We start from the raw sequence: 13677 nt of genomic DNA on the forward strand, positions 1-13677 counted from the left end.
GCCGTGGCCCTGCTCGTCGGCGGCTCGAACACCCTTCCGACCGGACCCGGGGTTCCGGACGTCCGGGCCACCACGGTGACCTGGACGTCCTCCTCGGGGCGGGTCACGTCGCTGTCCGATTTCGACGACCCGCAGTCCGGTGCCTTCGTCATGCCTGGCGTGGCGGGCACCGGACTGCCGGAGTACACGTACTTCACTGACCAGTCCCCTGCCTTCGACGGCTCGGTGGTCCGTGGAGTGCGAGCCGGCCAGCGGCAGATCACGATCCCCCTGCACCTGTGGGGGCCGGACAGGCCTTCTTGCCTGGCCCGCTTCCACCGGCTGGTGCAGGATCTCAACCCGCTGTCCGGGCCCGGGACGCTGGCCTTCTCGGAGGCCGACGGCTCGACCCGGCGCATCTCGGCGTACTACTCCGACGGCTTCACCGGCCAGGAGGACGACGACAAGACGGGCCGCCACTGGATGACGGCGGTCCTGGTCTTCATCGCGCCCTCCCCGTACTGGCTCGGCGAGGACAGAACCGTCACCTTCCAGGTCGGCGGGACATCGGACACGTTCCTTCCCCTGCTCCCCTGGAAGGTCCGCGACTCCCAGGTCCTGGGCTCCGTCAAGGTCATCAACCTCGGCGAGGTCTACTCGTACCCCGTCTGGACCATCCGGGGCCCGGCAACCGTGGCCACGATCACGAACACCACCACCGGTGAGAGCTTCGTGCTGACGCGGTCCATGTCCTCCTCGGACACGGCCGTCATCGACACGCGCGAGGGCGTCAAGAGCGCCCTCCTGAACGGCTCGACCAACCTCTGGCCGAACCTGGGCTCTTCGCCCGTCCTGTGGCCGCTCAGGCCCGGGGAGAACAACCTCAGCCTGACCGTCACCGGCGCCTCCTCGGCCAGCTCGGTGCAGCTCTCGTACACGAGCCGCTACCTCACCGCGTTCTGAGGAGGTGGCGTGTACGGCCCTCGCGACCTTCAGGTCTACGTCCGCAACTCCAGCCACCAGATCGTCGGCCAGCTCGACGACTTCACCCAGGTCCAGTTGGTGATGCGGTACAACGCCGTCTCCAACTGGACCATGGACATCTCGGCGACGGAACGTAACGTGGCTCTCCTGGCGCCGGGCTCGAACCCGAACGGCGGGCTGATTTTCGAGCTCTACGGGACCACGCTGCTCTCCGGCCCGATCCACACCTTCGCGTACGCCATGGGGGCCGACGGGACCAGGAAGCTCACGCTGGCCGGTCCGGACGACACCCAGTACCTCGCCAACGCGTTGGTTTGGCCGGACCCGGCACACGCGATCGACTCCCAGGCCACGGCGTACTACACGGTGACCAACTCGGCCTCGTACACCGAGACCCTGATGAAGAACCTGGTGAACCTGAACCTCGGGCCCGGAGCGATCACGGAGCGCCGCAAGGGCGGGCTCACCGTGGAGACCTCCAGCAATCGAGGGAAGACCGGGCAGTCCTTTAAGTACCGCTTCGAGCCGGTCCTGGACGCCCTCACGGAGATAGCCCGCGGTGCCCCCATCGGCACTCCGCCGGGGTACCTCGGCTTCCGCATCCGGCAGAAGGATGCCTCAGCGGGGATCGAGTTTCAGGTCTATGCGACGACGAACCGCTTGGACACCGCGACTTTCTCCGAGGGCCGCAACAACCTGATCTCCTACTCGTACCAGGTCCAGGCGCCCACCGCCTCGTACGCAATTCTCGGGGCCGGACGGGAGACCGTGGACGGCTCGGAGAGCGCGGCCGTCGTGGCCAAGGAGCTGTTCGGGTACACCCGCGTGGACACCCAGCCCGTCTTCCCGGGCTACCGGGTCGAGAGCTTCGTGGACGTCGGCGAAGTCGACCCCACAGCGACGGATGCACAGGCCCAGCTCGATGAGAAGGGCCAGGACGCCCTGTACACGGGCGCGACCTCCGTCACGGTCTCGATGGACCCGCAGGACACCCCGCAACTGACCTTCGCCAAGGATTACTTCCTGGGCGACCAGGTCACGGTCGTCGTCCCGTACGAGGGCGTCATCCAGGAGCAGGTCCGCGAGGTGGAGCTGACGTTCAACGCGAGCAGCGGCCTCACCACCGAAATCACCGTGGGCACCGAGGCCACGACCTCTCACAAGACCTCCGGCGCAACGAAGCGGCTGAACACGCTCGCCGACATGATCAAGAGGCTCAACACCCGAAAGTGAGGTCGGAGTGGCCTTCACCTCGTACCCCTTCAGCTCATCGCCCCTGGCCACCGAGGCCCAGTACGCCCTGACGGCCAGCCGCTGGGGCAACGACGGAGTCCACACCGACGACCTCACGAGCACCGCCCTGAAGGTCACGGCGAACGGCACGAGCAGCGTGTCCATCGCGGCCGGCTCAGCCTTCGTCAACGGTGCGACGGTCGAGAACGACGGCCCGTACTCCCTGTCGGTGGTCTCCAACTCCGGCGGCTCCTCGGCCCGCAAGGACCTCGTGGTCCTGCGGTACGACGCCTCCGCCGACTCGATCCTCCCGGTCTACAAGACGGGTGGTACGACACCTCCGACGCTCACGAACAGCCCTGGCACCGGCGTCGTGGAGATCCCGCTCGCGGAGTGCACCGTGGCAGCAGGAGCCTCTGTGGTGGCTTCCAACGCCGTCGTGGACCGCCGATGGGGCTCTGGCCACCCGGTCGCCTACGGAACGGCGGGGGCCCGTCGTCCCTCCGTCAAGGGCATGCTCCTGGTCGAGGGGCCCGACATCCACCTGGGCGACGGAACCAACTGGCTGTACGTCGGCACCGCCTCGGACCCGGTCTGGAGCACGTACACCCCCGTTTGGACGGCGGGAGCCTCCACCGTCAACTGGGGATCCGGCTCGACCAACAGGGGTCGGTACAAGGTCATCGGCAAGACCTGCTTCTTCGACATCAACCTGATCCCGTCAGGCGACCCGGCGACCACCACCAGTCCGATTCAGGTCACGCTCCCCGTACCCCTCAAGGGTGTGGTGCGGGAGAACTTCACGGCGCACCTCACGTCGGCCCATGGCGGCGGCTCCTGGAACGGAACCGCGCTCACGATCCCGACAGAGACGACCACCAAGATCGCCCGCATCCGCTTCAACACCAGCTCGGGCTGGTCCCAGGACTTCACGACGAACGTCCCTTTCAACATGCGGATCAACGACGTGCTGACGATCTCCGGCGTCTACGAGATCGCCTGATCCTCCATACCGACGGACCCCCGAGGCGCTGCCTACGGGGGCTTTTTCATGATCGAAAGGCAGCACGATGAGTCGACACCTCTTCGGGCTCTCGGCCGCCGACCTGGCCATGGAGAAGGTCGGAGACGAGGTCCGGCTTCGGGCCGGTGCCGTCGGAACGGTCTGGGACGCCCTGGTGGGCGGTACGCAGATCACTGATCTGACCGACTTGGCCGGGAACCCCATCACCCAAATCACCGCCGACACCGAGGCGGCCGTGGGCTTCTACGGCCCCGACGGCGTCAGCACCGTCTACGCCGACTTCGGATACTCCCGGCGGTTCCTGATGATGGCCGTCGACCTCGGCGACCAGATCGACAGCCTGAGCACGAACAAACTGGATCTCACCGGCGGCACGATGCTCGGGCCGATCATCACGAGCGGCGTCCCGTCCGTCTCGGGCGAGGCCGTCAACAAGGCGTACGTCGACTCGGAGGTCTCGTCCGGGGACGCGGCCACCTTCACCTCCGCCCAGGCGTACACGGACGCTCAGGCAGCCCTGAAGGTCTCCAAGGCGGGCGACGCCATGACTGGCCCGCTGACCCTGCCGGGGAACCCTACGAGCCCGCTGCACGCCGCGACGAAGCAGTACGTGGACGCGCTCGGAGGGGGTGGCAGCGGGGCCGTCTCCTCGGTCAACGGCCAGACGGGCGTGGTGAACCTGACGGCCGCGAACGTCGGGGCCCTCGCCACGACAGCCCGCGGATCTGCCAACGGTGTGGCGTCGCTCGACGCGGCCACCAAGGTGCCGACCAACCAGATCCCGGACTTGACGAGCACCTACCTGGCGTTCGAGGACTCGTGGGGCAACCAGTGGGGCCCGGCGGACCAGGGTCTGAAGGCGTGGAGTTTCGATCCGTCGCTGGCCGTGAACGTCTCGGCGCCCGTGGGCGGCTCGGTGTACCTGATCCGGGTCAAGCTCCGGAAGGCCACCACGATCTCGAAGGTCGTGATGTTCACGGTGGCGGCCGGCTCAGGGCTCACGGCCAACCAGAACTACGCCGGGCTGTACACCGCGAGCGGCACACGGGTGGGCATCACCGCCAACCAGTCGAGCGCCTGGACCACGGCGAACAACACGCTCTCGATGTCCCTGACCTCGGCGTACAGCGCGGCGGCCGGGGACTACTACGTCGCCTTCGTCTCGAACGGCTCCACCCGGCCCGGCTTTGTCTGCGGCACGGAGCTGGGAGCGACCCGGACCGCTGGCAACGCCAACCTCTCCTCCGGCGGCTACCGGTACTGCATCGGCGCCACGGGCCAGACCTCGCTGCCCAGCAGCATCAGCATCGCCTCAGCCACCCCGGACGCGAACGCGTACTGGGTCGGCCTGGCCTGATCCGAAGGGAGCTGCCTCGTGGCGCTGCCCGCCAACTACTCCACGGTGACGGTCTTCGGCCGGTACATCGACTTCACCGGCGCCCCCATGCAGGGCACCGTGACCTTCACACCGAGCCAGAAGTACGTCACCGACCCCACGGCCGACGTCCTGATCTTCTCGGCTCCGCTCGTCACGACCCTGGACGCGGACGGCGCCTTCTCGATCGAGGTCCCGGCGACCGACGACCCGGACATCACGCCACAGGGCTTCACGTGGCAAGTCGTCGAGTCCTTCAACCGGAAGTCCGGGCGGACGTTTTCGATCGCGGTCCCCCAGGACACCCCGGAACCGGGCATCGACCTGGTGACGGTGGCGCCCGTCCTTCCGGCGGACAACGTCTCGTACATCGTCACGTCGATCGATGGTGAGACGGGCACGGTCGACCTCACGGGGAAGTACGCCCCGCTGGACGAGGACGGCAAGGTCCCGGTCGAGAATCTCCCGTCGATAAGCAGCGGCGTCGCGTCGGTCAACGGTGCCTCTGGGATCGTCTCCCTGGCCGCTGCCGACGTGGGGGCTGTCCCCATCACGGGCGGCACCATGCAAGGCCCCCTGGCCCTCCACGAGGATCCGACGGATCCGATGGAGGCCAGCACCAAGGCATACGTCGACTCGGCCGTCAGCGGGCTGCTGAGCGCCACCGGCGGGACCGTGACGGGCAACCTTGAGGTCACGGGCCGGCTCACCACCGGCGGGCGGCCACTGCCCCTGATCGTGCCCTCCGGAAGACGCCCGGCGTACCGCAAGGCGACCTGGTCACAGCAGTTCCAGACGGGCCACGGCTGGGCAATCGGCGGTGCCGGTACGGCCAGCTCGGACGCCAATGACGGAACCGAGTTCGTCCGGGGAACCCAGTCCCTGCGAGTGACCACGGCGGCGAACGGCATCCAGTCGCAGGTCCGCAAGCTCGCCGGGACGGCCGTCGACATGACCGGCAAGATGATCCGGGTCGTCCTGAAGGTCGACGACGTCACCCACCTGAACCGCTTCGAGTTCCTCGTGGGCACGAGCAGCCTGGCGAACTACTACCGGTGGACCGTCCACACGCACAGCGCCGCGAACCCGAACTACGTCCAGTCCGGTGAGTGGGTCACGATCCATCTGAACTGGGCGGACGTGACCACTGCGGGCGGTACGTACTCGATCAGCTCCAGCGGCGTCCCGAACGTCCGCTCCGGCTTCACGGACATGCAGTTCAACTGCTACGACGATGCGGCTGGAGCGGTCACCTACCGCCTCCAGGCCATCGAGCTGGTCCCGGACACCTCGGAGACCTTTCCGAACGGCGTGGTCTCGATCACCTTCGACGACTCGGACGCCTCGGTCTTCAGCCTGGCCAAGCCGAAGATGGACGCCCTGGGCTTCCAGGGCACGATGTTCAACATCGCCGAGGCCATCGGCTCAGGCCCGTCGTACCTCACGGTCCCCCAGATGCGGATCATGCAGGACTGCTCCGGATGGGAGCAGGGCGGCCACGCCTACGGCACAGCGGCCCATGCGGCCCGGTACACCACGATGACCGAGCAGGCCGTGGACGACGACTTCCGCAAGCTCCGCTCGTGGATGGTCTCCAACGGCTTCACCTCGGAGCACTTCGCCTACCCGGGCGGCCAGTTCGGCAAGACGATAGACGGCGTCCCGGTGGACCAGATCGCGGCCCGGTACTTCACCACGGCCCGGTCGATCGTCTCGGAGACGGTCGAGTCCTTCGCCCCGGCCATGCCGCACCGCCTGAAGGCCGTTACCGGCATCAACGACGGGACGAGCATCGGCGGCGTCACCGTGGCCTCCCTGACGGCTGCGGGCGGCAAGCTCGACCGGTGCGTCAACAACGGTGACTGGCTGATCCTCTGCCTCCACAAGCTGGTGGCCGGTACTCCCGCCGATTCCACGGAGATCGGCCAGGCGGGCTTCAACACGCTCATGGACGCCATCAACTCGCGCGGCATCCCCGTGGTCACGGTCTCCGAGGCCATGCGCTACTACAGCTGAGGAGGGTGAGATGACCCTCCGGGACATCGACCTGAAGTACTCCGGTGGCCAGCTCAAGACGAGCAGGGCTCTCACCACGGGCGGACCGCTCACGGTGAACGTCCCCAGCTCCAGCGCGTCTCTTCCGCTCGGCCGGGCGGGGGCGCTGAGCACGGGCATCAACATCGTCTCGTCCTTCGCGGGCGGCGAGGACAACGGATCGGGCACGGACACCACCGGCCGGCTCAACCTGTACTCGTACCAGCGAGCCCAGAACGGCTCGTACGGCGAGACGATCCGGCACTTCCTGATGCGGTCCGACGCCAAGGCGATGATCGCCTGGTACGGGCCCAAGGCGGGGTACAACGAGACCACCGAGGAGCCGGACGAGTCGCAGGGCTGGAGCCCCTGGTGGTGGATCGGTGCACACTGGGAGGCGAACGACAACGCCTCGATCCACGGGCACGGCTCGATCGAGGTACCGGACCTGACCGGTGCTCTCCAGACTCGTCTGGAGGTCCCGTTCATCGATCAGACGAACCCTCCGGCACCTGGCCAGCCCATCGGCGTGGCCACCACGAATATCCGCACGAACCTGGCCGATTTCACTGTCCGCGCCTCTACCGGCGTCCTTCGGATTGGTGCGGGGAACGGGTACAACAAGGACATCCTGTTGTCCGTCAGCTCCGACCGAGACCCTGCGGGAGAGCGTTGGAAGATCCGTGCCAACACTGACACGGAGACGGGCAGCGGCAACACGGGGACGAACTTCGAGATTCGCCGCCACGCCGACAACGGCAACGTCCTCGGTACGGCGTTGTCCATCGAGCGCTCCACGGGCAATGTGGCCCTGGGCGAGAGCGCGGTCAGCTCTCCCGCGCGACTCCTGGTCTCACCGCCGACCAACAAGCACGGCGTCTCTGTCATCCCGCTCGCCTCCCAGGGCAACAACTCCGCCTTCGCCGCGGTTACCACGGCTGCGACGGACCGCGTGCTGGACATTCGGGTCTTTGGAGATGCCAACGCCCGCTGGGTCGTGTACACCGACGGCAAGCACGAGTGGGGCGACGGCACCGCCAGCCGGGACACCACGCTGTATCGGTCCGGCTCCCAGACCCTCGCCACGGACTCGAATTTCGTGGTCGGCCAGGTCTTCCGCGCGGGCACCATGCAGGGCTCCATCGCCTCTGCGGGCGCCCTCACGCTTCGCTCCACGGCGCACGCCACCAAGGGCACGATCAACATCGGTGCCTCCCAGTGGAACGACGGCACGAACGTCCTACTGCTGGGCAACACCACGGCGGCCCCGTCCTCCAACCCCACTGGTGGCGTGTTTCTGTACGTGTCCAACGGCCGACTGAAGATCCGCCAGCCGGACGGCACAGACCAGTTCGTCGCCCTCTCCGCCACCTGAACCACACCCTGGAGCACGTCATGCAGATGACCCCTGAGCAGCTCGTGGAGGAGTACCGGGACACCGTCCTGGAGCTTCACCTCATCCGGCGCCACGTGGCAGCCCTGGAGGCCGAAAACGCCGCCCTGCGGGCCCAGCTCGCGCCCGAGCCCACCGAGCCGGCCAGCTCTCCCGAGGGTTGACCCCCACCCCCCTGCCCTGGGGAGTTCCTGGGTGTGGTTCGCCCTGGGGCCGGGTCTTTTTAAATTCCATCGCCCTGTACTACAGGCGGCGGTACGGTCCTCGGCATGGCTCGCACCTGTGTCTTCTGTGGCGCCACTCCGCTGACGAAGGAGCACACACTTCCCAGGTGGCTCAAGTCTGCGTTGCCGCCCGGCGGCTCTCGGGCCCTCCACGTCAGAGAGACAGAATCAACCCGGGTCCAACACGTCGCCTCGGCTCTCGACGCCACAGTCAAGATCGTTTGTGCACCCTGCAACAACGGATGGATGAACAGACTCGAAAACGAGGTGCGTCCGTTCCTGCCCGACTTGATCAACGGACGAGCGGTCGAGCTGACCCCGGAGGACCAGAGGGCGCTAGCCTCTTGGTCTCTAAAAACCATGTTCATGTTCTCAGGCCAGAACAAACATCCCAGGTTGGAGATGCTGCCACTGAAGGACTGTGCCGCCTTCTATCGCGATCGTGAGCCTAGCCGCTTCATGATCGCCAGAATCGGTGCCATGGAGCCCTGGGAGAACGACGAGGGTTCAGCCATGGTCGAATTCGTTTGCCCTCAGTACAGCGGGCCAGACCCTACCGCGAACCCGACGTATGTCTCGACACTGAGGATCGGCTGGTTGTTGATTCAGCTGGTCCGGGCCGGGTCCCTCAATGACGATCAGGTCCTCGCGCCCTTCGACCCTCATCCCATGTTCCATCCACTGTGGCCTGTCGGCGCCACGCTGACGTGGCCACCGCTGAGGCCGTTGCCAGCAGCCCAAATGGCGGCCATCGCCTGCCCGCCCACTCTGCCGATTCAGGTGGCGTAGCCGTCAGCGCAGACGGACCGCACGTAACCCGTCGCGGGTGTGGCACAGGCGCCGCTACCGTCCTATGCATGAACGATTCGCTCTCAACCGAGAGCTTCTACCAGGGCGCCAAAACGGCCGCCCACAAGGCCATGGACGATCATGGCCGTCCGGAGTACGACGAGTTCGCGCTCCACGCCGGTGTCGCGGTCGAGAAGCTCGCCAAGGCAGCCCTCGCCGCGAAAAATCCGGTCTACGTCGCGGAGATCCGCAACAACAGCGCGGACATGGTCATGCATCTCGGCGGACACGTTCAGTTGGACGAGGAGAAGGTCCGCACCGTCGGGGCCATGGAAGCCATAAAGCGACTCCGAAAGATCGGTGTACTCAAGGCCGATACCGATCTCGACCTGCTGATCGAGATACGCAACGGCGCAGCCCACGCCGCCCCGGACAGCACCCTGGCCAAGGGGATGATCTCTCCACTCGCCCGGACGGTCGAGACGCTGCTCAATGATCTCAGCAAGCCGCTGGACGAGTTCTGGGAACGGTGGACGGACCCAGTCAAGAACGCTGTAGACGAGCAGGAGGACCAGGTCTTCCGCGAGGTTCAGCTCCGGATGGTCCAGGCTCGGCACGCGTTCGAGGACCGGTTCGTGGGGCTCCCGGCGGAGGTCAAGGAAGGCGCTCTCAAGGCACCCCAGCCCCGCAAGGAGGAGTGGTTCGCCAAGCCGATGGAGGTCAGGGACGGAGACCTGCTCGTTCTGAAGACCTCGGGCGGCAACTGCCCGGCCTGCGGCGGTCAGGGCCTCCTCACCTTCGAGCCGATTGGCCATACGGCCACGGAGACGACGTTCACCGCGAACGGCTTCGGCTGCTACCTGTGCAACTTCGAGGTGCACGGTCCGGACGAGATGGCCGCCCTGCGGAAGGTCAACACCCCCGGACTGACGACCACGGTGTCCGTATCCCACGGTCCCACCCTCACCCCGGAGGAACAGGCACGCCTCGTGATCGGCGAGACCAGGACAGGCTGATCGTCACGTCGAAGGCCCCGGCTCCCAGAGTCGGGGCCGGGTCTTCTTAAATTCCATCGCCCTGTACTACAGGGGCAGATACCGTCCCTTCATGGACGATTCGCTCTCCTTCGAGAGCTTCTTCGAGGGCGCCAAGAAGGCTGCGCATCGGGCCATGGAGGACCACGGCCGCGAGGAGTATGACGAGTTCGCGCTGCACGCCGGCGTGGCTGTAGAGCGGCTCGCCAAGGCCGTTCTGGTCAAGAGAAACCCGCTCTACCTGGTCGAGATGCGCAATGGCAACGCAGATCTGCTGTTGTACTTCGGGGGCGACCTGGATCTGGACACGAGCAAGGTCCGCACGGTGGGCGCTGGTGAAGCCCTTCGGCGCCTACGACGCATGGGCGTCCTTCCTCCCGACCCGCAGCTCGACCTGCTGATCGAGTTGCGGAACGGCACCGCTCACACGACCATCGGCGACCAGGCCAAGACGCTCCTTCCGACGTTTTCCGAGACCGTCATGATCCTGCTGACGGCCGTCGGCACGACCTCCCGTGTGTTCTGGGGCCGGTGGGCGAGAACGATGATCGTGGCCGTCGATAAGCAGCTTGATGAGATCCGTCGGGACGTCGAGATCCGGACCGACCAGGCCCGGCACCTGTTCGAGGATCGCTTCAAGGGACTGTCTGATGATGTAAAGGAGCAAGTGCTCGAAGGGGCTAAGCCGCAGGCTTTGAGGTTCGATCCGGGCCTGGACCCAAGGTGGCTGGACGACCTGCCCTCAAGTGGTCCTTACTTCCACCTGTCCACAGTCGACTGCCCCGCATGCGAGGGCCCCGCCATGGTCAGACTTCTGCCTTCCGGGCAGGACACCGTCCCTACCGGCATGGACATGCTGTACTGCAACTTGTGCAATCTGTACCTGATAGGGCAGGACGAAGTGAAGGCGTCCGGCGCGAAAAGCCCATTTCAGGGCAGTATGCATCCTCCACTTATAACGATCACCGGCGTTGGACCCATACCTGTTCCAGATCCCGAGCAGGCGGCTGAAAGCTGATCCACCCCTGAGAGCCCCGGTTCCGGCCGGGGCTTTTCCATGCCCTGACCGCGCCGGATCTACCTGCGCACACCCCGCAAGGAGGTCCCCTTGATACCTGAGCTGCTCAGATCGCTGGCCGCTGTCGAGGAGAGCGGGCCCGACATCGGCAAGATCCTCGGCCAGTTCGTCCAGTACGGCATGGTGGGCGTCTTCGCCCTCCTGATGGTCCTCGGCATCGTCGTCCCGAAGTGGGCGATGACGGCCCTCACCACCGAGAAGGACAACTGGCGCACGGCGTTCGAGGCGGAGCGCGCAGCCCATCAGGTCACCCGGGAACAGCTCATCGCTGCCCAGGCCAGCGTCGACACCGCCAACGAGCAGGGCCGGGCCATGGTCCAGCTCCTCGAACGGCTCGGCCATCGGCCCCAGACCACCAACGGGAGCGTTTGATGTGGTCCTTCACCCGTCGAAGCGCACAGCCGTCTCCTGAGTCGGAGACCGCGAAGAGGGCCGCCGAGAAGTCCCTCCAGGAGGCCCGGGCCCGCGCGCCCGAGGTCGAGGCCAGGCTCACCGAGAGCCGCCGGGTGAAGGAGCAGCTCAGAGCGCACAACCGCGCCAACGCCTACAGCGACTGGATCGAGGGCATCGTCCTCGGCCGGCTCAGAGGCGACGCCTGACGCAAGGAGGTCTCGTGCTCTACACCTTCGCCCTCTACGTCCTGCTGAGTGTAGGCCTGGCCGCCTCGATCGGCTTCCTGGTCCTGCACCGGCCCCGGCGCTTCTTCCGCACCGTGGAGATCAACGCCTCCTGGTGGGTCATCATCGTCGGCCTCTGGTACGCGCGCTCCCTGATTCTGGTGGGAATCCGCGGTGCCTCCCCCGGCCCCTGGTGGGACGTCGCCCTGTCCCTCGGCCTTTTGGCGGCCATCGACGGTCTCCTCTTGGTCCGGTTCTTCTCCTACCTCCGGTACCGCCGGGACCACCCCGAGGACCCGTCAACGGCCTCCTGAGCCGTCCCCAAGCCGCCCCCTCCGGTCCCATCCCCCCGCCGGAGGGGGCTTTTTCATGCCCGCACCCATAGGAGGTTCCGTGTCCGACCTCTGGCTCCCCGGCGCCGAGAGGCTCTCGATCGGCAACACCGCCCCGACCGACGGCGGACCGGCGAAGGCCATCGCCCACATCACCTGGGACCGCAACGCCACGAAGGCCAAGCCCCAGGACCTCGTCCCGTACGCCAACCTCCGGTCGTACTTCTCCGGCGGCGGCAAGGGCGTGGCGCCTCACATCCTTTGGGACCCCTTCACCGGCAGGATGGTCCAGTTCTTCCCGGCGAACTCCCGCTCCCTGTGCCTGCGAGACCTGTCCGGCGGCACCCGGACCAACCGGGCCGGCTCGGTGGCCCTCCAGATCGAGGCACTCTTCTTCCCGTACTGCCGCGTCGGCGGGAAGACGTACGAGAGGCTCACCGATACCCCACTGAAGGGGTGGGACGAGCTGAACGCCTGGGTGGCCTCCTGGGGCGTCGCCAACTCCTGGCCCATGGGCAAGCCCACCACCTTCACGGGGAAGCGGGACGAGCGCATCTGGCGGATGCGGAGCGGTTGGTACGCCCACGCCCACGTCCCGGAGAACGACCACACGGACCCGGGAACCTGGCCGGACTTCACCGTCATCACGAAGAAGCCTGCATTGGAGCCCTACCCCGGCGCCCACTTCTTCATGAAGGGCTCCCGGCCCGCCCTGGGGAAGTCCTCCCCCATCTTCACGGTCATGGGCAAGCGCCTGGTGGCCGAGGGCTGCGGGAAGTACAAGGTCGGTCCGGGCCCCGTCCTGGGTCAGGCCGACGTCGACTCGTACGAGGCGTGGCAGCGAAAGCTGAAGTTCACCGAATCGGATGCCAAGTGGCCTCCGGGGCCGACTTCATGGGCGAAGCTCAAGGTCCCGAAGGCCTGACTCTCGTACTCTCCTCGTGGTGTCTCTCTGGCAGGAGCCACACATCGCCCCCGACCTCCCTCATGGAGGTCGGGGGCGTTTCTTCGTTCCCCTGTGGTGATCGACTCTTCGGGTCAGAATCTCGCTGTGGATGCAGGAGTTGCGGCCGTCTTGGGTGCGGCCATAGGTGGCGGTCTCGCTGGACTCACCGCAGTGGGCACGAGTTGGTTCAACCTGCGTGTTGCACGGCTTCAGCACGAAGCCCAGGAGACCGAGGCGGCTCGTCAGCGCCGGTTCGAGGTTCTCAGAGAGCGGAGGGAACCTCGCTCGATGGCGTACTCGAACTTCCTGAGTGAGGGCCAAGAGGTCATAGATATTGTGCGTTCGCGTCTCGGGGAAGCAGATCTTAAGGATGAACTGCTCCCTCTACTCAAAAGGCTACAAAAGCAACGCGCCAACGTAGCCGTCGTGGGCCCTCAGCCCGCCGCCGACGCCGCCTTCGCCTTCCTCAAGGCGTTCGCTGAGTTCCGGATCGAGTTCTGCCGGGACAACCCTGATGCCTGGAAGAAGGCTGTGAAAGCCGAAGCGCTGCTTGAGCAGTTCACACTTGCCGTCAGAGCCGTCCTGGAAGACGACGGCAGCCGGCCGCAGTAGCTCTCAGTCCTCCAGGTCGATGA

Annotated in this window: 15 protein-coding genes; all 15 read left to right on the plus strand. The window is 66.4% G+C overall.

Features of this window, described 5'->3' with window-relative positions; translation table 11 throughout:
* Positions 1 to 3: 3 nt before the first annotated feature.
* The 15 genes from IE263_RS22430 to IE263_RS22500 all read left to right on the plus strand — a co-directional run bounded on the left by IE263_RS22430 (position 4) and on the right by IE263_RS22500 (position 13654).
* Positions 4 to 942: a phage distal tail protein gene (locus IE263_RS22430; RefSeq protein WP_189939409.1), complete on the plus strand. Its 939-nt coding sequence runs from the start codon at positions 4 to 6 to the stop codon at positions 940 to 942.
* A gap of 9 nt (positions 943 to 951) precedes the next feature.
* Positions 952 to 2196: a siphovirus ReqiPepy6 Gp37-like family protein gene (locus IE263_RS22435; protein ID WP_189939410.1), complete on the plus strand. Its 1245-nt coding sequence runs from the start codon at positions 952 to 954 to the stop codon at positions 2194 to 2196.
* A gap of 7 nt (positions 2197 to 2203) precedes the next feature.
* Positions 2204 to 3199: a hypothetical protein gene (locus IE263_RS22440; protein ID WP_189939411.1), complete on the plus strand. Its 996-nt coding sequence runs from the start codon at positions 2204 to 2206 to the stop codon at positions 3197 to 3199.
* A gap of 67 nt (positions 3200 to 3266) precedes the next feature.
* The gene (locus tag IE263_RS22445; protein ID WP_189939412.1) at positions 3267 to 4577 is read left to right on the plus strand and encodes a hypothetical protein; all 1311 of its coding nucleotides are present in this window, start codon (positions 3267 to 3269) and stop codon (positions 4575 to 4577) included.
* Positions 4578 to 4595: 18 nt separating this feature from the next.
* The gene (locus IE263_RS22450; RefSeq protein WP_229911099.1) at positions 4596 to 6611 is read left to right on the plus strand and encodes a polysaccharide deacetylase family protein; all 2016 of its coding nucleotides are present in this window, start codon (positions 4596 to 4598) and stop codon (positions 6609 to 6611) included.
* Between the two features lie 10 nt (positions 6612 to 6621).
* Entirely contained in the window at positions 6622 to 8004 is a 1383-nt protein-coding gene (locus IE263_RS22455; protein ID WP_189939413.1) for a hypothetical protein, read from the plus strand.
* 20 nt (positions 8005 to 8024) lie between these two features.
* Positions 8025 to 8186: a hypothetical protein gene (locus tag IE263_RS22460; protein ID WP_189939414.1), complete on the plus strand. Its 162-nt coding sequence runs from the start codon at positions 8025 to 8027 to the stop codon at positions 8184 to 8186.
* Positions 8187 to 8492: 306 nt separating this feature from the next.
* Positions 8493 to 9035 carry a hypothetical protein gene (locus IE263_RS22465; RefSeq protein WP_189939416.1) on the plus strand — a complete coding sequence of 181 codons (543 nt, stop codon included), beginning with the start codon at positions 8493 to 8495 and terminating at the stop codon, positions 9033 to 9035.
* A 68-nt stretch (positions 9036 to 9103) separates the two neighbouring features.
* On the plus strand, positions 9104 to 10051 hold the full coding sequence (locus tag IE263_RS22470; protein ID WP_189939417.1) for a hypothetical protein: 948 nt from the start codon (positions 9104 to 9106) through the stop codon (positions 10049 to 10051).
* Positions 10052 to 10142: 91 nt separating this feature from the next.
* Positions 10143 to 11087 (plus strand): hypothetical protein, encoded by a 945-nt coding sequence (locus IE263_RS22475; RefSeq protein ID WP_189939419.1) that lies wholly within the window; start codon positions 10143 to 10145, stop codon positions 11085 to 11087.
* A gap of 90 nt (positions 11088 to 11177) precedes the next feature.
* Positions 11178 to 11519 carry a hypothetical protein gene (locus tag IE263_RS22480; RefSeq protein ID WP_189939420.1) on the plus strand — a complete coding sequence of 114 codons (342 nt, stop codon included), beginning with the start codon at positions 11178 to 11180 and terminating at the stop codon, positions 11517 to 11519.
* Positions 11519 to 11746, plus strand: coding sequence for a DUF7620 family protein (locus IE263_RS22485; RefSeq protein ID WP_189939422.1), 228 nt, complete (start codon positions 11519 to 11521; stop codon positions 11744 to 11746). The genes IE263_RS22480 and IE263_RS22485 overlap by 1 nt, the downstream gene beginning before the upstream one ends.
* 14 nt (positions 11747 to 11760) lie before the next feature.
* Positions 11761 to 12078: a hypothetical protein gene (locus IE263_RS22490; RefSeq protein WP_189939424.1), complete on the plus strand. Its 318-nt coding sequence runs from the start codon at positions 11761 to 11763 to the stop codon at positions 12076 to 12078.
* Between the two features lie 79 nt (positions 12079 to 12157).
* On the plus strand, positions 12158 to 13021 hold the full coding sequence (locus tag IE263_RS22495; RefSeq protein ID WP_229911100.1) for a peptidoglycan-binding protein: 864 nt from the start codon (positions 12158 to 12160) through the stop codon (positions 13019 to 13021).
* Between the two features lie 96 nt (positions 13022 to 13117).
* Complete coding sequence (locus tag IE263_RS22500; RefSeq protein WP_229911101.1) at positions 13118 to 13654, plus strand: hypothetical protein; 537 nt, start codon at positions 13118 to 13120, stop codon at positions 13652 to 13654.
* The last annotated feature ends 23 nt before the right edge of the window (positions 13655 to 13677 follow it).

Origin of the sequence: Streptomyces aurantiogriseus (genome assembly GCF_014649375.1) — a bacterium.
Lineage (GTDB): Bacteria > Actinomycetota > Actinomycetes > Streptomycetales > Streptomycetaceae > Streptomyces > Streptomyces aurantiogriseus.